At 63.1% G+C, this 23,662-nt stretch carries 21 protein-coding genes; 15 read left to right on the top strand and 6 right to left on the bottom strand.

The features are described 5' to 3' along the window. The 7 genes from ACIQWO_RS24210 to ACIQWO_RS24180 form a co-directional block, all read left to right on the top strand. Positions 1 to 516: DUF2345 domain-containing protein (locus ACIQWO_RS24210; protein WP_402829633.1), on the top strand; the 516-nt coding region annotated here is incomplete at its 5' end. An 11-nt stretch (positions 517 to 527) separates the two neighbouring features. Continuing rightward, a complete protein-coding gene (locus tag ACIQWO_RS24205) occupies positions 528 to 2,465 on the top strand; it encodes a hypothetical protein (RefSeq protein WP_402829630.1) in 1,938 nt (645 codons plus the stop codon). 28 nt (positions 2,466 to 2,493) lie between these two features. Next, a complete protein-coding gene (locus tag ACIQWO_RS24200) occupies positions 2,494 to 3,279 on the top strand; it encodes a hypothetical protein (protein WP_402829627.1) in 786 nt (261 codons plus the stop codon). Between the two features lie 30 nt (positions 3,280 to 3,309). Further along, on the top strand, positions 3,310 to 3,567 hold the full coding sequence (locus tag ACIQWO_RS24195; RefSeq protein ID WP_402829623.1) for a PAAR domain-containing protein: 258 nt from the start codon (positions 3,310 to 3,312) through the stop codon (positions 3,565 to 3,567). Next, a complete protein-coding gene (locus ACIQWO_RS24190) occupies positions 3,564 to 4,646 on the top strand; it encodes a hypothetical protein (RefSeq protein ID WP_402829625.1) in 1,083 nt (360 codons plus the stop codon). The genes ACIQWO_RS24195 and ACIQWO_RS24190 overlap by 4 nt, the downstream gene beginning before the upstream one ends. Before the next feature lie 30 nt (positions 4,647 to 4,676). Beyond that, positions 4,677 to 4,934, top strand: a complete 258-nt coding sequence (locus ACIQWO_RS24185) for a PAAR domain-containing protein (protein ID WP_402829623.1) — start codon at positions 4,677 to 4,679, stop codon at positions 4,932 to 4,934. Beyond that, positions 4,931 to 6,343, top strand: a complete 1,413-nt coding sequence (locus ACIQWO_RS24180; protein ID WP_402829621.1) for a hypothetical protein — start codon at positions 4,931 to 4,933, stop codon at positions 6,341 to 6,343. Before ACIQWO_RS24185 ends, ACIQWO_RS24180 begins: the two co-directional genes overlap by 4 nt. Before the next feature lie 60 nt (positions 6,344 to 6,403). Here the strand turns inward: ACIQWO_RS24180 and miaA are convergent, their stop codons facing one another. Together miaA and mutL are read right to left on the bottom strand one after the other, a co-directional pair. Further along, positions 6,404 to 7,345 carry a tRNA (adenosine(37)-N6)-dimethylallyltransferase MiaA gene (miaA, locus tag ACIQWO_RS24175; protein WP_402829618.1) on the bottom strand — a complete coding sequence of 314 codons (942 nt, stop codon included), beginning with the start codon at positions 7,343 to 7,345 and terminating at the stop codon, positions 6,404 to 6,406. A 7-nt stretch (positions 7,346 to 7,352) separates the two neighbouring features. After that, positions 7,353 to 9,440 (bottom strand): DNA mismatch repair endonuclease MutL, encoded by a 2,088-nt coding sequence (gene mutL, locus ACIQWO_RS24170; protein WP_402829616.1) that lies wholly within the window; start codon positions 9,438 to 9,440, stop codon positions 7,353 to 7,355. 217 nt (positions 9,441 to 9,657) lie between these two features. Here mutL and ACIQWO_RS24165 point away from each other — a divergent pair, with 217 nt between their 5' ends. Next, positions 9,658 to 10,329 carry a VTT domain-containing protein gene (locus ACIQWO_RS24165; RefSeq protein WP_402829613.1) on the top strand — a complete coding sequence of 224 codons (672 nt, stop codon included), beginning with the start codon at positions 9,658 to 9,660 and terminating at the stop codon, positions 10,327 to 10,329. A 126-nt stretch (positions 10,330 to 10,455) separates the two neighbouring features. On the opposite strand, the gene ACIQWO_RS24160 is transcribed toward ACIQWO_RS24165, so the two are convergent. Both ACIQWO_RS24160 and tsaE read right to left on the bottom strand, forming a co-directional pair. Further along, positions 10,456 to 11,919, bottom strand: coding sequence for an N-acetylmuramoyl-L-alanine amidase (locus ACIQWO_RS24160; RefSeq protein ID WP_402829611.1), 1,464 nt, complete (start codon positions 11,917 to 11,919; stop codon positions 10,456 to 10,458). Beyond that, a complete protein-coding gene (tsaE, locus tag ACIQWO_RS24155) occupies positions 11,913 to 12,446 on the bottom strand; it encodes a tRNA (adenosine(37)-N6)-threonylcarbamoyltransferase complex ATPase subunit type 1 TsaE (RefSeq protein WP_402829609.1) in 534 nt (177 codons plus the stop codon). Before tsaE ends, ACIQWO_RS24160 begins: the two co-directional genes overlap by 7 nt. An 8-nt stretch (positions 12,447 to 12,454) precedes the next feature. Here tsaE and queG point away from each other — a divergent pair, with 8 nt between their 5' ends. Then, positions 12,455 to 13,738 (top strand): tRNA epoxyqueuosine(34) reductase QueG, encoded by a 1,284-nt coding sequence (gene queG, locus ACIQWO_RS24150; protein WP_402829607.1) that lies wholly within the window; start codon positions 12,455 to 12,457, stop codon positions 13,736 to 13,738. Positions 13,739 to 13,770: 32 nt separating this feature from the next. After that, complete coding sequence (gene xerD, locus ACIQWO_RS24145) at positions 13,771 to 14,727, top strand: site-specific tyrosine recombinase XerD (RefSeq protein WP_402829670.1); 957 nt, start codon at positions 13,771 to 13,773, stop codon at positions 14,725 to 14,727. Between the two features lie 26 nt (positions 14,728 to 14,753). On the opposite strand, the gene ACIQWO_RS24140 is transcribed toward xerD, so the two are convergent. Beyond that, positions 14,754 to 16,352, bottom strand: a complete 1,599-nt coding sequence (locus ACIQWO_RS24140; RefSeq protein WP_402829605.1) for a class I adenylate-forming enzyme family protein — start codon at positions 16,350 to 16,352, stop codon at positions 14,754 to 14,756. A gap of 126 nt (positions 16,353 to 16,478) precedes the next feature. On the opposite strand from ACIQWO_RS24140, the gene ACIQWO_RS24135 reads away from it, so the two are divergent. From ACIQWO_RS24135 to ACIQWO_RS24115, 5 genes are all read left to right on the top strand, one after another. Further along, positions 16,479 to 16,967 (top strand): aminoacyl-tRNA deacylase, encoded by a 489-nt coding sequence (locus ACIQWO_RS24135; protein ID WP_402829603.1) that lies wholly within the window; start codon positions 16,479 to 16,481, stop codon positions 16,965 to 16,967. A gap of 241 nt (positions 16,968 to 17,208) precedes the next feature. Then, entirely contained in the window at positions 17,209 to 18,030 is an 822-nt protein-coding gene (locus ACIQWO_RS24130) for a fimbrial protein (protein ID WP_402829601.1), read from the top strand. 101 nt (positions 18,031 to 18,131) lie between these two features. After that, positions 18,132 to 18,647 (top strand): CS1 type fimbrial major subunit, encoded by a 516-nt coding sequence (locus ACIQWO_RS24125; protein ID WP_402829599.1) that lies wholly within the window; start codon positions 18,132 to 18,134, stop codon positions 18,645 to 18,647. A gap of 66 nt (positions 18,648 to 18,713) precedes the next feature. Further along, positions 18,714 to 21,581, top strand: coding sequence for a TcfC E-set like domain-containing protein (locus ACIQWO_RS24120; protein WP_402829597.1), 2,868 nt, complete (start codon positions 18,714 to 18,716; stop codon positions 21,579 to 21,581). A gap of 32 nt (positions 21,582 to 21,613) precedes the next feature. Further along, entirely contained in the window at positions 21,614 to 22,750 is a 1,137-nt protein-coding gene (locus ACIQWO_RS24115) for a CfaE/CblD family pilus tip adhesin (RefSeq protein ID WP_402829595.1), read from the top strand. A 21-nt stretch (positions 22,751 to 22,771) separates the two neighbouring features. Here ACIQWO_RS24115 and ACIQWO_RS24110 read toward each other — a convergent pair whose 3' ends face one another. Further along, on the bottom strand, positions 22,772 to 23,575 hold the full coding sequence (locus tag ACIQWO_RS24110) for a LuxR C-terminal-related transcriptional regulator (protein ID WP_402829593.1): 804 nt from the start codon (positions 23,573 to 23,575) through the stop codon (positions 22,772 to 22,774). Positions 23,576 to 23,662 lie beyond the last annotated feature (87 nt).

The raw sequence follows: 23,662 nt of genomic DNA, 5'->3' as shown, positions 1-23,662 counted from the left end.
ATTGCGGCCGGCGACGTGCTCTCGCTCTTTGCACACAAGCTGGGTATTCGGCTCATCGCCGCGCGAGGCAAGGTGCAGATTCAGGCGCAATCCGATGCGATGGACCTCGTCTCACAGAAGAACCTGCAGATCACCAGTGCCGATGGCACCGCTACTGTGAATGCCGCGAACGGCGTCATTCTGCAAGGCGGTGGCTCCGCATATCTCAAAGTGCACGGCGACGTGGTGGAAGTCGGCGGCGCAGGCAACCTCCTCATCAAGATGGCCAAGCTGAAGAAGGACGCGCCGGGGTCGCTGTCGTTGCCAAGGCCGAAGTTTGGGCAGGTCGACGTGAACAACGACGAGCGCTTCGTGCTCGGCGACTCCCTTTCCGGACGGCCTATGCGCTATCAGCCCTACAAGATCGAGTTGGCCGATGGTCAGATCGCTGAAGGCGTGACCAACGACAAGGGCGAGACCTCGCTGCGACTGCAGGACGTGGCGCAGGGGATCAAGCTGCTGCTCCAGCATTCATAACGACACCGATCATGACTGAAAACACCAAGGCGACCGACAAAGATGCGCCGCCGAAAGCGGGTAAGAAGAAGCCGCGCGAGATGTACCAGCACCCGTTCGCCACGCGCATCGTGCCGATGCAGTGTGACCACTTGGGACAACCGTTCTGGGAGTCGTACCTCACGCCGTGCAGCTACGAGGTGCGGGCAGAGGCGCGTATCCCGCCGCACCTGCCCGGCATCGTGATCTTTGTGCATGGAGTGAATTCTGAGGGGGAGTGGTATGACACGGCTGAAGAAGCGCTCTGCAAAGGGTTAAATGAGCGATTGAATCTGTCTGAGTTCGAAGAGTGGAAGCTAGAGGCTAATAAGTACACAACCGTTGACGCGAAATCCGACAAGCCAGTCCCCCGCCGATTCCCTGCCAAAGGCGGGTTCAATCGATCCCCGGTGATCCGTTTCCACTGGGGCTACCGCGCGCCGAACGACACTGCGCAGCAGTGGCGCATCCCGATGCGCAACCGCGAGGGCATAAACCAGTGGTTACCCCAATGCTGGAACGATAAGGCTCTGGGCCCCTGGTATTGGGGCGGCGGCCCGTTCCAGAACGGCACCAACAACCTGCTGCAACTGTGGAGCCCTGAGGGGTTCAAAAGGCGTGTTTTAGGTCTCGACCTGGAGGACTTCAATACCGAGTCGGACCGCCAACTGGACGATGCGCCACCGCGTCTCTACTTTGCCCACGCCGCACAGCGCCTGGCGGATCTGATCGATCACATTCGTACCGAGTGTCCGCGCGACACGATCTCGGTGATGTCGCACAGCCAGGGCACCATGGTGGCCATGGCGGCCACCTTGATGGTCAAAACGCGCGCGCCGGATGCGCTGTTTGTGATGAACTCGCCCTACGCGCTCGAAGGCAAGGTCATGGACATCGTTACCTCCGGGATGATTCGCCAGACCGAAAGCGCACGCGTGAACACGTTTCGCAATGTCTCCAAGCGCATTCAACAGGACCGGCGCCCCATGGGCGAAGCCGAGATGATGCGCTTGCACTGCGGTACCTCGGAGGACTCTGATTTCTGGCGACCGGACAATCAGTGCGAATCCGGCGTACATGAGCGAGACAACCACGGCCGGCTCTATGTCTACTTCACGCCGCACGACCGCGTGATGGGGGCCTCCCCTCTGCAGAGCATCGGCTGGAAGGGGGTAAGCGACAAGCTGCTGAAGGAGTTGGGGGGCACCGTCAAGCAGCGCATGCTTGCACGCGGCACGCCCGTGGGTGACTCTCCTGGCACCAAACGCTTCGGTACGCTCCCTCCAATTCAGCAGCCAGTGCCAGGTGTGGAGCCGTGGTCGTTTTGGAACGGCAATCGCAAGACTGTGGTTGGTCCGCTGTGGACGGTGCCGGACGTCAACCATACCGTGACGATCAATGCCGAGCTGGTATCCGCGCCACTTACCGCAGAGGAGATGGCAGACTTTGACATATCGCGCGTCACGGCTGAGCCCATGAGCAAGATGGAGCCCGATCCCGAGAATCCCGGACAAATGCGGTATGTCGATAGGGACTATCCGTATTTCCGCCCGCTGTACGAAGCGAAGCAAGTGGTGAGGCGCGACCCGCGGCGTCCGGGTGTGTTCCTGGAGTACCAAAGCGAAGCCGAGGCACTCCAAGAGCGCGACAACTATCGGCCGGAACCGACCAATCACAGCACTTTGCCCGGCCACGAAGGGTTTATGCGTCGCGTCGTCGCGTATGACCTACCCATCGGGCATTGTGACGCGTTCAAGAAGCGGGATTTCTGGCTACGGTTGATCAAGCGGGCTGACTGGACGCTGGGGTACGACCCTTATTTCGAAACCGGGGCGCTTACGCCGGTTGCCATGCCCGCCACGATTGATGGCCCGGTCACTCAACTGGTCGAAGACGCACGGGCCCAGATTCGGGCACTCATGGGCAAGTAGTTTAGTGACAAGGCAAGGAGTATCAACGATGGAGATGAAACCAATCGTGGCGGGGGCGCTCGCCGCGGCTACTGCCGCAGCAGCCATTGTGTGGCTGTGGCGTGGTACCGACTATGTCGGCCCATCCAGCAAGGCTAAGGACGCGCCCTACGTCTTTACGCGTGCGGACTTCTTCGCAGTTAAGGACCTGCCTTACGATTCGCCCCCGCAAATCATCTATCGCATCGACGATCATCGCTATGTGACGCTGGAAAAATACCGCGATTGTCACTACGGCGAAACGTATTACAACGACACGAAGCTCGGCCTGCGAAAGAAGCTCGGGCGCGCCGACGTCGAGAACTATCAAGGCTGGATCATCAATGCCGATCCGACTGGACGCAATCTCGCTTTCCCGATGGGAGATACACCATCAGTCGCGTGTCCGGAGAGGGGGTGCCGCGGGTTTCTCCTGTACTCCACTGATGCCGGCCGAACGTTTGGCTCAATCATCTATTTTGAGCACACGCGGAGCCCGTATGAGACCTCCAAGGACTACGGGGTTTTCGTCACGAAGGACAAGCTGTACATCGCGGATCCGACTGCTGCACGGGACTTGTATGTCCGAGAGTTTCCGATGTTGCAAGGTATCGATCTAGATGGCCCGTATCCGGACGGAATTAGACGCCGTAGCTTTGGTCTGTCCGATCGTCCAGGCTTCTTTGACCATATGGCCACCCCCTCCGGCCAAAACCAGATCAGTTGCGATGCGTCGATCAAACCCACAAATCCCGACGCACGGTTGGTTGTTCCTGATCGCCAACGCGGTTACTAAACACTCCCCCCTTTCCCTCCTCGCCCTGATATGAGAAATCCAGTTTGCCTCGGCGACGTTACCAGTCACGGTGGCGTTGTCATTACCGCGTCGTCCTCGCTCGATCTCGAAGGCCGCCCCGCTGCCGTGCTATATGACCGAGTGTCGTGTCCTGTCCATGGCGAGAACCGCATTGTCGAAGCCGGAGAAGACCTGTTTGACGGCGACCGACCCATCGTGGTGGATCAATGCAAGACGGAGTGCGGCAGTTTTGTGATCGCGAGTGAGAGCGGAGTGGTCATTGAATGAGTGGCCAGTGGAATATGCCCGAGTACGTGCCCCGGCCCCCGCCCCCGCTTCCGTCTCTGTGGATCATCCTTGGCGTCTATGTCGTGATTCAGGCACTCGGCGCAGCCATTACGATCATCACGTGGGGCGCACGCCCCATGGACTCAGGGGACTTTCTCATTCGACTGCTGGTGTTACCGGTGAGCCTCACCTGTGGACTTTGCGGCCTCTTCTATGCCACCTACGCACGAGACGGCAATCTGTTCGGGCACTCATGGGCAAGTAGTTTAGTGACAAGGCAAGGAGTATCAACGTTGGAGATGAAAACAATCGTGGGTGTAGCGCTTGCCGGGATTGTTGGCGGAGCAGCCATCACGTGGCTGTGGCACGGCACCGACTATGTCGGCCCATCCAGCAAGGCTAAGGACGCGCCCTACGTCTTTACGCGTGCGGACTTCTTCGCAGTTAAGGACCTGCCTTACGATTCGCCCCCGCAAATCATCTATCGCATCGACGATCATCGCTATGTGACGCTGGAGAAGTACCGCGATTGCCACTACGGCGAAGCGTATTACAACGACACGAAGCTCGGCCTGCGCAAGAAGCTTGGGCGCGCTGGTGTCGAGAACTATCAAGGCTGGATCATCAATGCCGATCCGACCGGTCGCAACCTGGCATTTCCCATGAGCCCACCGCCCGGTGCCGCGTGCCCAGAACGAGGATGCCGCGGGCTCCTCCTTTACTCCACCGATGCCGGCAGAACGTTTGGCGCAGTCGTTTACGTTGAAAGCACTTGGTGGCCGTATCAGACATCCAAGGAGTACGGGGTCTTCGTTACGAAGGACAAGTTGTTCGTCGCGAGTCAAAGCGGCAAAAACGACGCTTACATCAGAGAGTATCCAATGTTGCCAGGCATCAACCCAAACGGCCCTTATCCTACCGGTGTTGAGGGCGATGGATTCCGTCTTTCCAGACAACCCGGCATCTTCGACAACCTCACCACCCCCTCCGGCCAAAACCAGATCAGTTGCGACGCGTCGATCAAACCCACAAATCCCGACGCACGGTTGATTGTTCCTGATCGCCAACGCGGTTACTAAACACTCCCCCCTTTCCCTCCTCGCCCTGATATGAGAAATCCAGTTTGCCTCGGCGACGTTACCAGTCACGGTGGCGTTGTCATTACCGCGTCGTCCTCGCTCGATCTCGAAGGCCGCCCCGCCGCCGTGCTATATGACCGAGTGTCGTGTCCTGTCCATGGCGAGAACCGCATTGTCGAAGCCGGAGAAGACCTGTTTGACGGCGACCGACCCATCGTGGTGGATCAATGCAAGACGGAGTGCGGCAGTTTTGTGATCGCGAGTGAGAGCGGAGTGGTCATTGAATGAGTGGCCAGTGGAATATGCCCGAGTACGTGCCCCGGCACCCGCCCCCGCTTCCGTCTCTGTGGATCATCCTTGGCGTCTATGTCGTGATTCAGGCACTCGGCGCAGCCATTACGATCATCACGTGGGGCGCACGCCCCATGGACTCAGGGGACTTTCTCATTCGACTGCTGGTGTTACCGGTGAGCCTCACCTGTGGACTTTGCGGCCTCTTCTATGCCACCTACGCACGAGACGGCAATCTGGCCAGACTCTGGAATTATCTCGGAGAGGCCACCACCGCTGAGCGCCGAAAATGGGCGCAGGAACGGGTAGCGATCGTGGCGTGCACAACGCTCACACCGGAGCCGGAGTTAGCGGAACGAATGCTCGGGCTGGAGGGACCGAAGCCGGCCAACACCGGGAAGTTCCTGGCTCTCCCCCAGCCGTCGGCAGACGCGACGATCACCCGACTCGAAGATGTACTTACCACGCTCCTCACACCGATGGCTGGCACCGTAAGCCAGACCATGATGTCAGGGCATCTACACGTCTGTTTGCAATCGACTACACAAGCCGATCTCGCCGAATTGCAGCAACTCTGGCCTCGCCTCGGTTTGACGAACAACGTCCACTTCTCGTGGGTATCCCTTGACGAGAACGTGTCTCTGACGACGCCGTGGTGGACAGCGGACTATCGACAGCCGGACGCGCGGTTGACCTTGGGATGTCAACTCCATATCGAGAATGAGACGCCTGCGTGGTCCGAGATGGCCGTCGCGCTACTGACGACCACGCCAGAGAGGCTTGCCAAACGGTACAGCCGACCTATCAAGCCACTCGCGTATCTGTTTCGACCGATCGCAGCGGAACCTGATCGTGCCTCTGAAGCCTTGGCAACATTGTTGCGTGCCGAGCAAGCGCCTCGCGATCGGCTTAAGCAGGTTTGGTTGAGTGGGCTCGTGAAGCCACTACGGCATGCCGTCGCTGCTGCCGTCAAAGACAGCGAACTGGATTCGCCCGTGCATGTCCTGGACGAGGCCGTTGGGGATGTCGGGCCTGTGGGTGCGCTTCTGGTGCAGGCGCTGGCGGCCCAGATGGTGCAGCATGGCCAGGGCGTGCAACTGGTGGCCGCCCCTGCACCGTCGCAGGCACCTGCGCTTGGCCTCGAATGGAACATGGTCGGGGTGGAACTCGCACAGATCGATGAAGTTCGGTACGAGGGCATGCCGAGCTATAACTTGCCACTCTGCCTTGGACTCACGGGGTTCGGTAACGGGTTGATCTGGGGAGCGGATACCTTGGGTGTGAAGAGCCCAGCATTCTTCTGGACGATGGTGGGCGTGATGGTCGCGTTGCCGATTCTGTTGACTGCTGCATCGTGGATCCGCGACCAACTGCTGACGGACGAATTCTTCGAGGCACTCGAGTGAAACCGAATCACCGAATTCGGCTTCGAGCAGACTCCATGCGGTGCCTGTGGGATAACCCGTTTAGTCGCCCCAAAGCGCGCGCACGGTCGCAAGCGCGCGTTGCGGTGCGTCGTCGGCGGTGCAGTCGACGATGCGACGCTCGGGCATTGAGCGTAGCCACGTGAGCTGACGTTTGCACAACTGACGCGTGGCGAACACGCCCTTGTCGCGCATGGTGTCGTAGTCGGTCTCGCCGTCGAGGTATTCCCATACCTGACGGTAGCCGACGCAGCGCATCGACGGCAGCCCCGGATCGAGGTCGCCGCGCGCGCGCAAGCGCACGACTTCTTCGACGAAGCCTGCCGCGAGCATCAACCGGAAACGCTCCGAGATGCGCGCGTGTAGCACCGACCGGTCGCCCGGCTCCAACGCCACCGGCACGAACGTGTGCGGCGACGCCGTGTCGGGCGTTTGCTCGGCCAGCCACTGCGACATCGGTTTGCCCGACAACTCGAAGATTTCCAGCGCGCGCTGAACGCGTTGCGCGTCGTTCGGCGCGAGGCGTGCGGCCGTCACCGGATCGACGCTTGCGAGCCGTGCATGCATCGCAGGCCATCCTTCGCGCGCGGCGTCTTCATCGAGTCTTGCTCGCACATCGGCGTCGGCCGACGGCAATGGCGAGAGGCCTTGCGTGAGCGCTTTGTAGTACAGCATCGTGCCGCCGACGAGTAGCGGGCGACGTCCGCGCGCGGCGATCTCGTCGACCAGACGCAGCGTGTCTTCGCGGAATTGCGCGGCCGAGTAGGCGTCGCGCGGATCGATGATGTCGATCAGGTGATGCGGCACGGCCGCGAGTTCGTCGGCGCTCGGCTTGGCCGTGCCGATATCCATCTCGCGATAGACGAGTGCGGAGTCGACGCTGATGATCTCCAGCGGCGTGTCCTGCGCGAGCGCTAGCGCGGCAGCGGTCTTGCCGGAAGCCGTCGGGCCCAGCAAGCAGACGATCGGGGTGTTTGCCTTCATGAACCGCTCAACGTCCGCGCATGAACAATTTGTCGAGGTCGCCGAGCGTGAGCTGGTACCAGGTGGGACGGCCATGATTGCACTGGTCGGCACGCTCGGTTGCTTCCATCTGACGAAGCAACGCGTTCATTTCCTCGTGCGTGAGACGCCGGTTCGCACGCACCGCCGTGTGACAGGCGAGCGTGCCCAGCAACTCGTGCTGACGCTCGGTGAGCACGCGCGAGCCGCCGTACTGACGCAGATCGGCCAGCACCGCGCGGGCCAGCGCCTGTGCGTCGGCACCGTCGAGTAGCGCAGGGATAGCGCGCACGGCGAGCGTCGTCGGGGACATGGCGGCGAGGTCGAAGCCGAGCGCAGTCAGCGTCTCTTGATGCTCTTCCGTCGTGCCGATTTCCACCGGGTCGGCGAAGAACGTCACCGGGATGAGCAGCGGCTGCACGGGGACGCTGCGCTCGACCAGCGCCTGCTTGAACCGCTCGTACAGAATGCGCTCGTGCGCGGCGTGCATGTCCACCAGCACGAGACCGTAGGCGTTTTGCGCGAGGATGTAGATGCCGTGCAACTGGCCGAGCGCGAAGCCCAGCGGTTGTTCGAGTTGCATCGCGGCTGCGGCGTCGGCGGACGTGTTGCCGCCGGAGGCCGACAGCGCATCGGCAAGGCCGCCGGTGAGTGCTGCGCCGTCTGCTGTACCCAAGCCACCTGAGGTCCCGTAAGCGGGCGGCGGTGCATCCGTCACCCCCGGCTGACCGTACGGACGTGCCGCGGGCGGCGCTGTGCGTCCGAAAAGATTGTCATAGACGGACATCGGCTGCGGCACCGGCAACGAGCCTTGCTGCGCCCGCGCGTTCCAACTGCTTCCGCCCGGCGTGCCGAAACCGCCCGCCGGACGTGCGCCGAACCCACCGCCAAGACCGCCCAATCCACCCGCAGCACCCGGACCGGCGGCAAGACCGCCGCCTTCCGTCAGATGCGCCGAGTGCGTTGCGCCACCGCTGCCCGCCGCGCGTGCGAGCGCACGTTGCACCGCGTGGAACACGAACTGGTGGACGCTGCGGGCATCACGAAATCGCACTTCGATCTTCGACGGGTGAACGTTGACGTCCACCAGTTGCGGCGGCAGCTCGAAGTACAGCACGTAGGCCGGGTAGCGGTCGCCGTGCAACACGTCTTCATAGGCGGCGCGCACGGCGTGCGTGAGCAGCTTGTCGCGGACGAAGCGGCCGTTGACGAAGAAGAATTGCTGGTCGGCGCGGCCACGGCTGGCGGTCGGCAGGCCGACGAAGCCCGACAGACGCAGTTCCGCCGCGCCTTCGTCCAGCGCGAGATGGGCATCCGCGAAGTCGTTGCCCAGTACGCGCGAGACCCGTGTGGCGGCGTCCGACGCGTTCCAGTGCTCCACGGCCCGGTTGTTGTGCAGGATCGAGAAGCCGACGTCCGGGCGCGCGAGGGCGCTGCGGCGGATCACATCCATGCAATGACCGAACTCGGTTTGCTCGGTCTTCAGGAATTTGCGGCGCGCGGGGGTGTTGAAGTACAGGTCGCGCACGTCGACCGTCGTGCCGACCGGACCGGCCGCCGGGGTGAGTGCCCCGGTGTTGCCGTCGATGGAGGTCGCATGCGGGGCGTCGATCTGACGGCTGGAGAGCGTGAGCTGCGCCACCGAGGCGATCGATGCCAGCGCTTCTCCCCGGAATCCGAGCGTCAGCACCGACTCTAGCTCGTCTAGCGTGCGAATCTTGCTCGTCGCGTGGCGGGTCAGCGCAAGCGGGAGTTGCTCGGCGGACATGCCGCCGCCATCGTCGGTAATGGCGATGCGGCGCACGCCGCCTTCTTCGAGCTTGACCTGGAGCGCACGGGCACCGGCGTCGAGGGCGTTCTCCAGCAGTTCCTTGACCACCGACGCCGGACGCTCGACCACCTCGCCCGCGGCGATCTGGCTGATGAGCTGGTCGGGCAGCACGCGGATGGCGCGCGCGGGCGCGAGGCCCGCTGGCATTGGGCCGGGACGGCGTTCGGGGGCGTCGAAGGAAGCGTTGCCGGACGCATCGGCGGCCGGGTCTTGCGCTTCAGGGGCGGGGGTCGGGGTGGCAGACATGGGAACCATTATAAAGGCTGCCCTCAAAGACATAGGCCGGGCGCCGTTTCGGCGTGTGACACATGATTCGATGTGTTCTGGCGTACCCCCACCGGCGTGATTTTTGTCATTTTTTCGTCTTTAATTGGCGACTAATTCGACTGTGGGATGCTGGTATGATGCGACTCGTCGCGCGCCCGCAGGGACGGGCCAGCGTCCTTTATCTTGAGGAATCGACTTGGATACTTTGGTGCAATTGCTGGAGATGGTGCTCCATATCGATAAACATCTTGGGGTGTTTATCGATCAATACGGAAATTGGGTGTACCTGTTCCTGTTCATGATCGTATTCGTGGAAACGGGGCTAGTGCTGTTCCCGTTCCTTCCGGGCGATTCCCTGTTGTTCATCGGCGGCGCTTTCGCGGCCACCGGGGCGATGGATCCGTGGCTGCTCGGCGTGCTGCTGTTCATCGCTGCGGTAACGGGCAACACGCTCAATTACTGGATCGGTTCGAAGATCGGGCCGCGCGTGTACGAGAAAAACTGGCGTTTTCTCGATCGCGACGCGCTGCGCAAGACGCACGATTTCTACGAACATCACGGCGGCAAGACCATCGTGATGGCGCGTTTCGTGCCGGTCGTGCGCACGTTCGCCCCGTTCGTGGCCGGTGTCTCGGCGATGCCGTGGACGCGCTTCCAGCTCTTTAACGTGCTGGGTGCGGCGATCTGGGTGGTGCTGCTCGTGGGTGGCGGCTACCTGTTCGGTAACCTGCCGGTGGTCAAGCAGTACCTGAACGTGATCGTGCTTGTCGGTATCTCGGCCGCGGTCGTGCCCATCGCGCTCGGCGCGGTGTGGAAGTTGTTCAAGCGCGGTCGTCGTAGCGAAACGGTACAAGGACAGGGCAAGTAAGCCAGTCGATTTGCGAGGGAGCGGCGGACGTCCGTCACTCCCCGAAGCGGTCCAGGTCAGTACAAAAAAATGGCGCGTCCGGTTTCGGATGCGCCATTTTTTGTTGGGAGCAGACGCTTCGCGTGCTCAGGCCGTGCGGTTCTTCGCGATGGGCGGATTCTTCGAGAAGTAGGTCCGGATTCCCTTGAGCAGCGCGTTCGCGAGCCGTTCCTGATAGGCCGGGTCGTTCAGATACTGCTCTTCCTTGGGGTTGCTGATGAAGGCCGTCTCGACCAGCACCGACGGAATATCCGGTGCCTTGAGCACGGCAAACGACGCCTGTTCGACGCTCTTGCTGTGCAGACGGTCGGCCACCGTGCCGATCTCGGCGAGCAACGCGGTGCCGAACACCTTGCTGTCGCGAATCTGCGCCGTGGTCGACATATCGAGCAGCGCATGCGCCACCGTCCGGTCGTTGGTCTTGATGTTGACGCCGCCGATCAGGTCCGAGGCGTTCTGCGTCTTCTCAAGCAGCCGGGCGGTCGCGCTCGTCGCACCCCGTTCGGACAGCGCGAACACGGAAGCGCCGTTGGCGGAGGGCGACGTGAAGGCGTCGGCGTGAATCGACATGAAGAGATCGGCATCCACTCGACGCGCTTTCTGCACGCGCACACCGAGCGGCACGAAGAAGTCGGCGTCGCGCGTCATCATGGCGCGCATGTTCGGTTGGGCGTTGATCTTGTCGCGCAACCGTTTGGCGATCTGCAACACCACGACCTTTTCGTACGTGCCGCTGCTGCCGATCGCCCCCGGGTCTTCCCCGCCGTGGCCGGGATCGAGGGCGATGGTGAGCAGACGTGCCGTCTTCTGACCGCGCGGCGGCGGGGGCAGATCGTCGGTGTCGTCGTCGTTGCGCTGGGCGAGCGGCGGTGTCTTGTCCGGGGCGGCAGGTGCTGGCGGCGTGGGGCCGGGGCGTGCAGGACGCGTCGTCTGACCTTGCTGCGCATACCGCTGGAAGAACGCTTCGCTCTCTTCGGTGCTCGGCGTGTTGGCGTTGCCCGAGGTCTGCGGCGGATGCGAATTCTGCGCGAACGCCTGCGACTTGTTGGCGGTTTGCGCGAGCAGCTCCATGAGCGGATCGGGCTCGACGGCCGGGTACAGATCGAACACGGTGCGGTACTTGTAGCCCGCCACCGGCGGCAGCGTGAACGACTGCGGCTTCACGCCCGCCTTCAGATCGAACACCATGCGCACGACGCCGGGCTTGAACTGCCCCACGCGCACCTGGGCGATCTGCGGATCGTTCGGCTGGATCTTGGCGACGAGGTCGCGCAGCGCCGGACTCAGATCCACTTCGTCGAGATCGATGACGAAGCGGTTCGGACTTTCCATCAACTGCTGCTGGAATTTGACCGGGTTGTCGGTCTCCAGCGTGACACGTGTGTAGTCCCTCGCCGGCCAGACGCGCACTGCCACGATGGCGTTGGCGAACGCGAAGCGGGGGCCGGTGAGGGCGAGAATCAGGGTCGAAGCGCCTGCGCGCAAAGCGCGGCGGCGGCCGGCGTTGGGCGATGAGGCGTCGTCGGTACGGGCGAAGCGTTTGATCAGCATGAGTTCAGGCAAGCAAGACCGGCCGGCGTATAGGCGCTCGTCGTGAGACGGCGGGCGTCGCCAACTGGTTCCAGCCAAAGGCGCAAATCAGGGGTGCCAAGGAGTCCTTCGGCTTTTTCCGGCCACTCGACCAGGCACAGGGCGTCGCCTGCAAAATGCTCGCGAAAGCCCGTGTCGTGCCATTCGGTCGGATCGGCAAAGCGGTACAGATCGAAATGATAGACCGGCAACACGCCTTGTGGTGTGTCGATGTTGTATGGTTCACACAGCGCGTAGGTGGGGCTTTTGACGCGTCCGGCGTGGCCCAGCGCGCGCAACAGCGCTCGTACGAAGGTGGTTTTGCCCGCGCCGAGGTCGCCCGAGAGCTGCACGTGCAGGCCTGCGTGCGCGGCGTCGGTATGCGCCATGCGCTCAACGACAGCGCGCGCGAACGCCGCGGCGAAGGCCTCGGTGGCGGCTTCGTCCGGCAGCGCGAAGATGCGTTCACCCAGCAGAGGCGGCGCAGAAGAGTCGGGCATGGCGGGCATTGCGTAAAATGGAGTCGATGAAAGCTTCCGTGATTTTCCCCGCTACCGCCGCACAAGTCGAGCCATCGGCACCTCCGAATGCAAAGGAAGTGTCGCCCTCGCGCGACATTGCGACGCCGTCGGCCGCCACTTCAACCCTCGATCCGAAGGGTCTGGCTGCGCTTGCGGTGCAAATCCGAGGGTGGGCGCGCGAGCTTGGCTTCGGTCACGTGGGCATCACGGACATCGACCTCTCGCATGCCGAAGCGGGTCTGCAACAGTGGCTCGACGACGGCTGTCACGGCGACATGGACTACATGACGGCCCACGGCATGAAGCGTGCACGGCCCGCAGAGCTGGTCCCCGGCACGGTCCGCGTGATCAGCGCCCGCATGAATTATCTTCCCAATGACACCGACCTCGCCCAGTGGCGCAAGCGCGAGATGGCGCGTGCCGAGATGCCCGGCGAGGCTGTCGTGTCGCTCTATGCCCGCGGACGCGACTATCACAAGGTGCTGCGCAATCGTCTGCAACAACTGGCGGATCGCATCACGCAGGCTATCGGGCCGTTCGGTTATCGCGCGTTCACTGACTCCGCGCCGGTGCTGGAAGTAGAACTCGCGCAGAAGGCGGGGCTCGGCTGGCGCGGCAAACACACGTTGTTGCTCTCGCGCGACGCGGGCTCGCTGTGCTTCCTCGGTGAGATCTTCGTCGACGTTCCACTCCCAGTCGATATCGACGATACCGACGATGCGCATGACGACGATGGTGCTCGCCCCAATCCCGGCATGGATCGCGGCGAGCACTGCGGCCAATGCCGTCGCTGCATCGATGTCTGCCCGACGGGCGCGATCACCGAAGCGTTTCGCGTCGATGCACGTCTGTGCGTGTCGTATCTGACCATCGAACACAAAGGCGCAATTCCTGAGCCGCTGCGCGCCAAAATGGGCAACCGCATTTACGGGTGCGACGACTGTCAGCTCTACTGTCCTTGGAACAAGTTTGCACAGCCGTCGCCGCTGCCCGATTTCGCACCGCGCAACAAACTCGATAGCGCGTCGCTCGTCGAACTGTTCGCGTGGACCGAAACGGAATTCATGGACCGGCTCGCGGGCAGCCCGATTCGTCGCATCGGTCATGAGCGATGGCTGCGCAATCTCGCCGTCGGCCTCGGCAATGCGCTGCGCGAGACGCACGATGCCGCTGCCCGCATTCCCATGCGCGATGCGTTGCTTGCGCGTCGCGATCACCCCTCCGCGCTGGTGCGCGAACATGTCGAGTGGGCGCTGGCCCAGGAAGGAGTTCCGGTTTGAGCCTGTCTGAGCACACGCAAGTTTCCGAGCCGATGCTCACGCGCAGCACGTCGCTCATCGACCAGTTCTGCGACACGATCTGGCTCGAAGACGGTCTGTCGCGTAACACCCTCGACGCCTACCGTCGCGATCTGCGTCTGTTCGCGGAGTGGCTGGCGGACGAAGCGAAAGCGTCGGACGCAGCAAACGGCGCGGACACATTGCACGGCACCCCGCACGACAGCCCGCCCGCAATGTCCCTCGACACCGTTGACGAGGCGGCGCTCTCCGCCTATCTCGCGTGGCGTCGCGAGAGTCTGGCGAGTAGCGTGAACCGGCGTCTGTCCGTCTTCAAGCGTTTCTATCAATGGGCATTGCGCGAGCACCTCGTGCAGCAGGACCCGTGTTTGCGGATTGCGTCGGCCAAGCGGGCGCAGCGTCTGCCATCGACATTGTCGGAAGCACAGGTCGAGGCGCTGCTCGCGGCGCCGGATCTCACGCAGCCGCTCGGTTTGCGTGACCGCGCCATGCTGGAGCTGATGTATGCGAGCGGCCTGCGCGTGTCGGAGCTGGTCGCGCTCAAGACCATCGAAGTGGGACTGAACGAAGGCGTGCTGCGGATCTTCGGCAAGGGCGCGAAGGAGCGGCTGGTGCCGTTCGGCGAAGAGGCGAACGGCTGGCTCACGCGATATCTGGCGGACAGTCGCGGCGTGCTGCTCACCGGACGCGCGTGCGACACGCTGTTCGTGACGCAACGCGGCGAGGGGATGACGCGCCAGGCGTTCTGGTATCTGATCAAGCGATACGCGCTGCAAGCCGATATTCGCGCGCCGCTCTCACCGCACACACTGCGCCACGCGTTCGCCACGCACCTGATCAATCACGGCGCAGATCTGCGCGTGGTGCAGTTGCTGCTCGGCCACGCCGACATCTCGACCACGCAGATCTACACGCACGTGGCGCGTGAGCGTCTCAAGTCGCTGCACGCGCAGCATCACCCGCGCGGCTGACACTCGCGAACCGCGTCAGCGTAACGTCAGAGCATCGCCTTGAGCTTGTGCTTGAGCACCTTGCCGGTCGATGCGGCGGGCAGGGCGTCGAGCACTCGAATCTGCCCGGGACGCTTGTACGGCGCGAGTCGCTGTGCGGCCCATCCGGCAAGCGCTTCGACGTCGATCTCATGTCCCGGACGCGCTTCCACAAACGCGATCACTTGTTCGTTGCCGTCGACAGCACGCCCGAGCACGGCCACCTGAAGCACGTCGGGATGGCTCGCCAGCGCTTGCTCGACTTCGATCGGGTAGACGTTGAAGCCCGAGTGGATGATGAGTTCCTTCGCGCGTCCGGCGAGGAACAATGCACCGTCCGCAGCGCGCCGGGCGAGGTCGCCGGTGCGCAGCCAGCCGTCTTCGGTGACGGTCGCGGCCGTCAGTTCCGGCGCACGGTAGTAACCAAGCATGACGTTCGGTCCGCGCACCCACAATTCACCGACATCGCCCTCGGTCACGTCCTTGCCGTCGAGTCCCACGATACGCACCGCGACGCCTGGAATGACGAGGCCGACGGAGCAGTCTTCGCGTGGTGCGTCCAGCAACGTCTGGGAGACGGTCGGGCTGCTTTCTGTGAGACCGTAGCCGTTGTGGATTGGCAGGCCGTAGAACGCTTCGACACGCGCCTTGAGCGCAGCGTCGAGCGGTGACCCGCCGGAGTAGACGAAGCGCAGACGCGGCGCAATGAGTGTGGCGCCCTGCGTCGTCACATACGCCATCAGGCGTGCATGCATAGCGGGCACGCCTTGCAGAATCGTCAGTCCGTCGTGCGCGAGCGAGTCCAGCACCGCCTCGGGGGTGAAGCGCGCGGCGAGGCGCAACGTGCCACCGGCGTACAACGTTCCGAGACACACGGAAGTCAATCCGTAGACGTGCGAGATCGGCAGCACGCCATAGGCGATGTCGTCCGCGCCGACGCGTCGCAGCGTGCTCGACACGGCCGCAATGAACATCAGATTGCGATGTGACAGCCGCACGCCCTTGGGCGCGCCGGTCGTGCCCGTCGTGTAAATCAGCGCCGCGCACTGTTCGGACGGATCGCTTTGCACCGGCTCGGCCACGCTCGCGGGATCGACGTCCGACACCGCCAGCGCACCCAGCGCCAGTTCCGTCCACGCAACCTTGGCCGCGTCGGTGCGCGCGTGCGCAGCAGCGTCCGGAGAGGCGTCGATGGCGTAGACAGCACAACGTGGTCGCGCGTGCTCGCGAATCACCCGCAACTCGGCGGCAGACAGGCGCGCGTTGCAGAGCAGCGGCCAGGCGTCGAGCGAGGCGACGGCCAGCAGCAGCACCACATACGCGATGCCGTTCTCGCCGACGATCATCACACGATCGCCCCCTCTGACGCCGTGCTCGCGCAAGCGCGTTGCACACGTGCTCACGGCATGCGTCAGTTCGCCGTACGTCATCCGGCCGAAGTCGTCGATCAGTGCGATGCGCGACGGCGATTGCGCGGCGATGCGCGCTGGCAGACTATCGATGCGCGCCGGCAAGTCGGCGAGGAACGTCTTCAAGGACGAGACCGAAGACGCCGCGTCGGTGTCGGTCGGCAACGGAAGCAGGGGCGATAAATGTGAGGCAGGCATGGCGGCATTGTAATGCCCGATGAAGCGATTGCTTACAATCCGTAATTAGCGAACCCCAGGGATCCCGCCGCGCGCGTGCTCGAACGCCTGCGACGCGATCCGAGAACCGACTGCAACTTTTACGATATGAAATCCAAGGCCACCGCTGAAACCCCGGCGACCAAACAGCTTCGCGAAGCGAAGGTCGCGTTTCAGAATCACTTCTACGAGTACCAGGAGCATGGCGGCACGCGCGTCTCGTCGGATGCGTTGCAGGTGCCCGAGCATGCAGTCGTCAAGACGTCGATCATGGAAGACGAAGACGCTCATCCGCTGATCGTGCTCATGCACGGCGATTGTCAGGTGTCGACCAAGGCACTGGCGCGGCAAGCTGGACGCAAGCGCATCGAGACGTGCAAGCCGGAAGTTGCCAATCGTCATTCCGGTTTTCTGGTCGGTGGCACGAGTCCCTTCGGTACACGCAAGCGCATGCCGATCTTCATGGAAGCGTCGATTCTCGAATTGCCGGAGATCTACATCAACGGTGGACGTCGCGGCTATCTCGTCTCGATGGCGCCCTCGGAAATCGTGCGAGTGCTCGCGCCCACGCTCGTCAATGTCGCGCTGATCGACTGAGCGAGCAACTGCCCCCTGATCCCCTGATCGTCCGTCTCCCATCGACGGTCATTGCGCATACCTCGATGCGCATGAGAAGTCTTTAAGAAAATACCCATTTCCACACCATTGAGCGAAATCTGACTTGTCAGATTTCGCTTGTCTGCGCTCGTTTCTAAGATGGGGCCTCCAGTTCGGCAACAGCGAATTCGCGAGTCTGCGTCGCTTTGCCGTAACGCGACAACGAGTGCAACGAATGGAAATGTATGACGCGATTAGCCGCGCGACGGACTTCGTCACGCGGGTTCGGCTGACGAGAACCCGACGAATCGGACAAACCGTCCGAATCGGACGCGGTGCACGAACGATGGTCGGTGCAGCGCTGGTGTCGGCCCTGACGATGACACAGACCGCGGCAATGGCCAACGTCACGATTTCGCCCATTGCGAGTGTGATTTCCAGCGGACAGCAGCAGGTCAGCATCATCAGAATTACGTCGCAATCGACACAGGCGCAATACGTGGACGTGTCGGTCAGGCGGATCGTGGCGCCTGCAACTCCGGACGAGCATGAAGTCGCCGTGAATATCGAGCAGGGCGACGGTCTGGTCGCGTCGCCTGCGAAATTCGTACTGGCTGCGGGCGCCACCCGACTCGTGCGTGTTGTCGCCCTCGGGCGGCCCCAGGTCGAAGCCGCCTATCGCGTCTATTTCCGCCCCGCGACGGCACCGGGCGACACACCGGCGAGCCCCGCGCAGGGAGCGTTCGAGAACGACGTCAACGTGAGCTTCGTGTGGGGGGCGCTGGTGCGCGTCGAGCCGACGAAACGCGCCCCTGGTCTTGCCTCCACCGAAGACAACACCGCCCTCAGGAACACCGGCAATGTCCGGGCCCATGTGCTTGCGATGGGGCGATGCACGGGGGATGCCGAGCACACCTGTCAGTGGCATGACATCGGCCGAAGTATCTATCCCGGCATGACGCAACCCATTCCCGACGCACTGCGCGACGCGCAGGTGCGTATCCGATATCGCGTCGATGGCGTGACGAACGAACAGGTCATGGACCTGCCGCGCGCGCCGTAGCCCGATTCGATGGGGCCGCAGAGCCTCATTTTCATCCGGCCGGATCGTCCGGCCGAACCGGGGACACCCCCCCGCATCAAGCAAACCAAGGAATTTCAAATATGAAGACGTTCAAGCAATTCGCCGCCGCGATGACACTGGTACTTCCGATGGCCGCCGCTCACGCGGCAGATGTCGTCATCGATCTGAGCGCCAATATCGATCCGACCCTGTCGGTGCTTCAGGCGAATGGCAGCCCCATGCCGCAGAATCTCGACCTCGGTTACAACGCGGCGACGGGTGATTTGAGCTCGCCGACGATTCAGACGCGTCTCTTTACCAACGACGTGAGCCGGAACGTGGAGGTGCGACTCGGTTCCGCGTCGTCGCTCGTTCACGCGACCAATAGCACGGTTGCCGCCATTCCGCTGACGGTGCGGCTGGATGGTCAGACGATCACGACCGCTACGACCACGCTCAACGCCAATGAGGTCTGGACGGGAAGCGGGGTGGGCGAGTCGCGCACGCTGCCGCTGACGGTCACGGGGCGCGCAGCGGGGGCGAACCCGCCCGTCGCCGGTCGCTACGTCGGGCGTCTTGAGATGGTGATCCTGGCGTCGGCTGCCGGTGGTAACTAAGGCGACGGCGAATAAGTAGAAGGGCGCAGACACGATGGAACGCGTGTCTGTTCCCTCTCATCGATCATGAAAACGCTTCGCCGCACGTGCCTCGCCTGTTTGTCGTGGCTCGTCGTGACCGACGACCCGGCACATGCCAATCCCCGCACGCAAGTGCCTGCGGGATTCGAGGACATTGCACTTGGTCAGGTCGAGCATCTCGAAGTGCGGTTGCTGGGGCAGTCGCTCGGGTTGTTCCCGGTGTTCGTTCGACCGGACGACGTGCGTCTCGAAACGCCCGAAGCGCTCGCGCAGGCGATCGACGAACGAATGAGCATCACCCGCAGCGACCCGACGGCGGTGTCACTGGCTTCGCTGGTCGAGGCTCTGGCCCGACCGATGCCCCGCAATGGCCATCTCGCGTGCGACGACATGAGTTCGGGCACGGGATGCCGGTATCTGGAAACCGAGTCGGCCGGTGTCATCCTTGACGAAAGTCAGGGGACGCTCGAACTCTTTCTGTCCCGAGCCTGGCTTCCGGCGAAAAGCATTCATGGCCCCGAGTTCCACGCGAATACGCCCGGCAGCGAGAACGCGCTGATTCACTCACAGGTCGTGAACGCGGCGACGACCGATCGTTACCGCAACCTCACGGTCATGGGTAGCGGCGCGTTGGGCATCTCGCCCGCCAGTTACGCAGGCTTTTCCTGGTCGCTCGTGCATTCGAGCTACAACCGGCGTGATAGTGATGCGAACGCTACGCCTGCGGCGAGCGCGCCGTCGTCGGGCGGCACGCAGGCGACGCTCGACAGTCTTTATTACCGCCACGATCTCGGCCCCCGGTATTACCTGCAATCGGGGCGTATGGATCAGCGCAATCTGTCCAGCGCGCAAGGCGGCAGTTTCGGCTTCACGCTGCTGCCAGTGAGCCGCTTCGATGGCGCACGGATCGGTACCTCTCAGGCTTACTTCAACGAATCGGCCGCGTCGCTGGGATCGCCGCTGACGGTGTTGCTGACGCGCGAGGCGCGCGTCGACGCTTATCGAGGTCACGAACTGCTGGGGAGCGCCTATTTCGCAGCGGGCGTACAGCCGTTCGATACCCGTTACTTCCCGGAGGGGAGTTATCTGGTCAGCCTGCGAATTTTCGAGGGCGATACGCTGGTGCGTACCGAAACGGTGCCCTACTCGAAGGTGGGGGGCGGCGCGTCCGCGAAGGGCACGCAATGGTTCGTGCAGGCCGGGCGAGTCGTCGATCGGCTGGGCGATGCGAGCCATACCGGGCAACGGCGCGAAGGGGAGCGCGAGCGCCAGCGATTCACGTTTCAATCCGGTATTCGTGCCGCTTTCGGCCCCGGATTCACCTTCACGAGCGGTCTCGTGTGGTTGCAGTCGAGCCTCTACAACGAGACCCAGATCGGCTGGCAACGGGAGTTCGCGTTGGGGCGTCTGACGACCACGGCGGCGTTGCTGACCGGCTCGGACGGTGCGCGCGGCAACACGCAATCCATCTCGTTTTCCAATGGCGTCGGCGTCAGTCTGTATCGCTATCAGATGCGTGATGCGGCATGTCGCGGCAGTGCAGCGGCGGCGGGTGCGGTGGGGGCGAATTTCGGCTGCTACGACGTGCTCAATGCGAGTGTCTCCGCGCCGCTGGGGAAGTGGCAGGCGGTCGCCGGATACAGCGAGAGTCAGTCTTTCGGACAACCTCGGCAATGGGCCGGTGAGGGCCTGGAAGACCCTTGGCTCGGCGCGGATCGCGCTGCCGGTGGCGTGTCGCGGACCTTGCAAACCGCGCTCAGCCGTTCGTTCCGCTGGGACAAACTCCTGATCAATGCGCGCGTCGGTGGCTATCACCGGCGTCAGGCCGGGATGGAGCGACGGGAAACCGGCGGCTTCGTCAGCGTATCGCTGAGCGCGCATCGTCCGGCCGCCGCAGGGCAGAGCCTGTCGACCTATGGGAGCGCAGGCGCCGACGTGCGCACAGGTGGCGGGGGTGAGCGCGGTGCGAGTACCGATTATCACGGGACGTATTCGCTGGTCTGGGAAGACGCGTCGCGCCGGGAGCTGATGCTGAGTCTGAACGCCAACGAACAAGGTGCGGGCAACGCGACCTTGCGAGGCGCGATCGACGGTCGATATGGTGACGCGCACGCGGCCGTTTCGCGCAGTTTGCTACGTGCGGGCGGCGCAGAGGGTGGCGGGGGGCAGGGTTCTTTCGTCGGTGGATACGCGTCGAGTTTTGCGGTGTCGCGCGACGGCTTTCGGGTGGGCCCGGCCATGCTGGCAGGCGAGCCGCCTGCGGGCGTTGCGCTGGTGGTCGACGCCCTCGACGAGGATGACCCCACAGGCACCGCCGCGACGTTGCAGGTCGGAGGACGTTCGCTGCCGGTCGACTTCGGCGCGTCGGCGCTGAGCCCCGTCAGCGGTTACCGCGCGCTCAAGGGGGAAATCTCCGAGGCACACGAGGGCGAGATCGATCATTCCGTGGCGCTGGTGCGCGGGGCGGGGCAGTACGACTACTTCCTGACACCGGGCCGGTTAAAAGTGCACCGAGTCGCAGCGGGTCGTATCTACACGTACGTCGGACGCGCCGTGGGGCCGGACGGCCTCTCGATGGACAACGCGCGTGTACTGAGCGTGGTTGCGCCGCCGCTCGATGCGCAGGGCACATTCCTGGTCGAGTCTGCGCAGCGTCTCACGCATCTCTATTTGTTGGATGGCGCGCAGCCGATGCGTTGCGAACTCAACGTGACCGAGCGGCAGGACGTGATTCACCTGACTGGCGTCACGCAGTGCGACCACGTCGCCCAACAGGCACTTCCGGAGTCGCTGCGAGCGCAGTTGCGCGTTCAGCGTTTGCTCGGCGAAGCGCCGTCGGGACCGCGACAACAGGCGGCGGTGCGAGACGCGCAGACCGGCGAGAACTCATTTGCGACGTCAAGGATAGAGTGAGTCAAATGAAGCACGAGAGGAAGCATGAGTGCATGCGCGTGATCCAGCGCGCGAAGTGGGTTGTCGCCTTGGTGGGGGCCATGGGCGTGGTGTTTCCGGTCGTCGCGCAGATATTGCCTTCCGACCGCCATGAGAGCGTTTCGTTGACATTCGACCGATCGTCGGTGCCAGCCAACTGGCCTTTCAGTGGGCAAGTGACGACGCATTACACGCCGGGTGTCGGCATTGGCTCGCGCACGGCACATGTTTGCCGCTCGAACGTTGATACGACCTTGGGCGCCTGTCCGGTCAGACCGGCCAACGTGGCCGGGCCGGTACCGACGCCGATTTCCCTGCGATTCACCGAAGAGCGTTCCAAACTTCAGGTAGATCTGACGGTGGGCGGCACCAAAGTCACTACCGTGTCGGGCAGTACATGTACGCACGTGAGGCCGCCGTTTCACACCGATCGGAACTTTGGAAGATGCCAGGCGGGTCCCTATGACGTGTCGCGATACGAGCTGGCGATCAACCGTGCCGAGTTGCAGAGGATTCCGGTCGGCGGCATCTGGCGGGCACGCCTTGAGTTCGACGTCGTCGAGCAGGGGAATCAGGTGAGAAGCGCAGCCCACAGTTACGACATCGAACTTCGCGTGACAGACGAACGGAATGCGCAGATTTACTTTCCGACGCTGTCCAGTACATCGCCAAGGGTCGCGCTGGACTTGAGGCGACGCCCCGGACCCAATTTCGTCCCAATCGTGTATGGCGGTCGGTCGGTCGATATGTGCTTCTACGACGGGTTCGGCTCGAACTCTCCCGGCGCATTACGCGTGCGCGCCAGCGACGCACGTGCGAACTTTCCTGCGCGACCGCCCGGAAACGGATTGCTCTTGAGGCAAGGGACGGACGGCTCGCAGCCCCGGCAGCGGATCGAGTATCGGGTCGGCCTGACGTATGCCGGTGCGCATCAGTGGGTGAGCGTGGGCGACACCGTGGGCACTACCTTTGCTTCGGTAGCGCAGGCGCCGATTCGGATCGTACGGTTGCCGGGCATTCCGGCGCCGGTGGCGTGTTCGCCGGGGACGCTCGTCTTCGAGGTCGTGCCGTTCGTCGAGAGCGACAAGGACGCTGGGAGCTACGAGGGCCCACTCAGAATCGAGATGTTCGTCGACGCTGCGCTGGTATGAGTCGGGTGCCGGGTGAGCGGGTCAGGCCGCGTCGACGTCATGCACGGGCGACACCAGCGGCCCTTCATCCGGCAGGCCGGTTTGCAGCGCGAAGCGATAGAGCTGCGCGTCGGAGTCGACGCCGAGTTTTCGCATGACACTGCGCTTTTGCGCACTGACCGTTTGTTTCGTTCGATAGAGTTTTGCCGCAATGGCAGTGATCGACATTCCCGATACATACATGCGCAGGACCTGAACCTCACGCTGACTCAGCAATGCCGTGCGGGCGTCGGACACTGCGCCTGCGGGCGCAGTGCGGCGCGTACGGTGCATATGGTGCGTAAGGCGTAATCCATCGTGCAACGCGTGGACGGCTGCGATAACGTCGTCGATGCCGCGCGATTTACAGAGTGTCGATGCAACACCGAGATCGGTAATCTGGCGGGCCATCGGCGTGTCCACCATTGCCGTCAGCACCAGAATCCGGATGCAGGGAAACATGCGCCGCAACGTTGCGATCAGCGACAGGCCGTCGCCGTATTTGCCGCCGGGCATGGCGGGGTCCGTCACCAGCACATCGCATGGAGACCGACGTAGCAGGTCGATGAGGCCCGTCACATTGTGTGCGGTGCCAAGGACCTCAAGCGTGGGCCATTTACCCAACTCATGTGCCAGTCCTGCAATGACGACAGGATGATGGTCAGCGATGGCGACGCGAATCTTTGTCACTTTTCGATCTGTCTCCCGGGAGCGAGCTTGCACAATTCGCATGCCTGAAAGACCGGCGCCTTTCAATGACAGTTCCGCAAGCTGCGTTGCTGGAGCCTGGTTGGCGTAATTTCCCAAAAACGTCGGGGGCCGACGCGCAACCCCGTGTTTGCCAGAATGGGGGTGCACGGCGTCTCAAGTAGAATGGCGGCCATTACAAATCTT

It is taken from the genome of Pandoraea sp. NPDC090278 (assembly GCF_044772185.1).
Taxonomy (GTDB): Bacteria; Pseudomonadota; Gammaproteobacteria; order Burkholderiales; family Burkholderiaceae; genus Pandoraea.
Note: the sequence above shows the minus strand (reverse complement) of the source record. Positions and strands in the feature narration are given on the sequence as shown.

Bases quoted from the DNA above. Each gene is read 5' to 3' on its own strand.
- ACIQWO_RS24205 (WP_402829630.1), top strand. From the start codon at position 528: ATGACTGAAAACACCAAGGCGACCGACAAAGATGCGCCGCCGAAAGCG.
- ACIQWO_RS24200 (WP_402829627.1), top strand. From the start codon at position 2,494: ATGGAGATGAAACCAATCGTGGCGGGGGCGCTCGCCGCGGCTACTGCC.
- ACIQWO_RS24195 (WP_402829623.1), top strand. From the start codon at position 3,310: ATGAGAAATCCAGTTTGCCTCGGCGACGTTACCAGTCACGGTGGCGTT.
- ACIQWO_RS24190 (WP_402829625.1), top strand. From the start codon at position 3,564: ATGAGTGGCCAGTGGAATATGCCCGAGTACGTGCCCCGGCCCCCGCCC.
- ACIQWO_RS24185 (WP_402829623.1), top strand. From the start codon at position 4,677: ATGAGAAATCCAGTTTGCCTCGGCGACGTTACCAGTCACGGTGGCGTT.
- ACIQWO_RS24180 (WP_402829621.1), top strand. From the start codon at position 4,931: ATGAGTGGCCAGTGGAATATGCCCGAGTACGTGCCCCGGCACCCGCCC.
- miaA (WP_402829618.1), bottom strand. From the start codon at position 7,345: ATGAAGGCAAACACCCCGATCGTCTGCTTGCTGGGCCCGACGGCTTCC.
- mutL (WP_402829616.1), bottom strand. From the start codon at position 9,440: ATGTCTGCCACCCCGACCCCCGCCCCTGAAGCGCAAGACCCGGCCGCC.
- ACIQWO_RS24160 (WP_402829611.1), bottom strand. From the start codon at position 11,919: ATGCTGATCAAACGCTTCGCCCGTACCGACGACGCCTCATCGCCCAAC.
- tsaE (WP_402829609.1), bottom strand. From the start codon at position 12,446: ATGCCCGCCATGCCCGACTCTTCTGCGCCGCCTCTGCTGGGTGAACGC.
- queG (WP_402829607.1), top strand. From the start codon at position 12,455: ATGGAGTCGATGAAAGCTTCCGTGATTTTCCCCGCTACCGCCGCACAA.
- xerD (WP_402829670.1), top strand. From the start codon at position 13,771: ATGCTCACGCGCAGCACGTCGCTCATCGACCAGTTCTGCGACACGATC.
- ACIQWO_RS24140 (WP_402829605.1), bottom strand. From the start codon at position 16,352: ATGCCTGCCTCACATTTATCGCCCCTGCTTCCGTTGCCGACCGACACC.
- ACIQWO_RS24135 (WP_402829603.1), top strand. From the start codon at position 16,479: ATGAAATCCAAGGCCACCGCTGAAACCCCGGCGACCAAACAGCTTCGC.
- ACIQWO_RS24130 (WP_402829601.1), top strand. From the start codon at position 17,209: ATGTATGACGCGATTAGCCGCGCGACGGACTTCGTCACGCGGGTTCGG.
- ACIQWO_RS24125 (WP_402829599.1), top strand. From the start codon at position 18,132: ATGAAGACGTTCAAGCAATTCGCCGCCGCGATGACACTGGTACTTCCG.
- ACIQWO_RS24120 (WP_402829597.1), top strand. From the start codon at position 18,714: ATGAAAACGCTTCGCCGCACGTGCCTCGCCTGTTTGTCGTGGCTCGTC.
- ACIQWO_RS24115 (WP_402829595.1), top strand. From the start codon at position 21,614: ATGCGCGTGATCCAGCGCGCGAAGTGGGTTGTCGCCTTGGTGGGGGCC.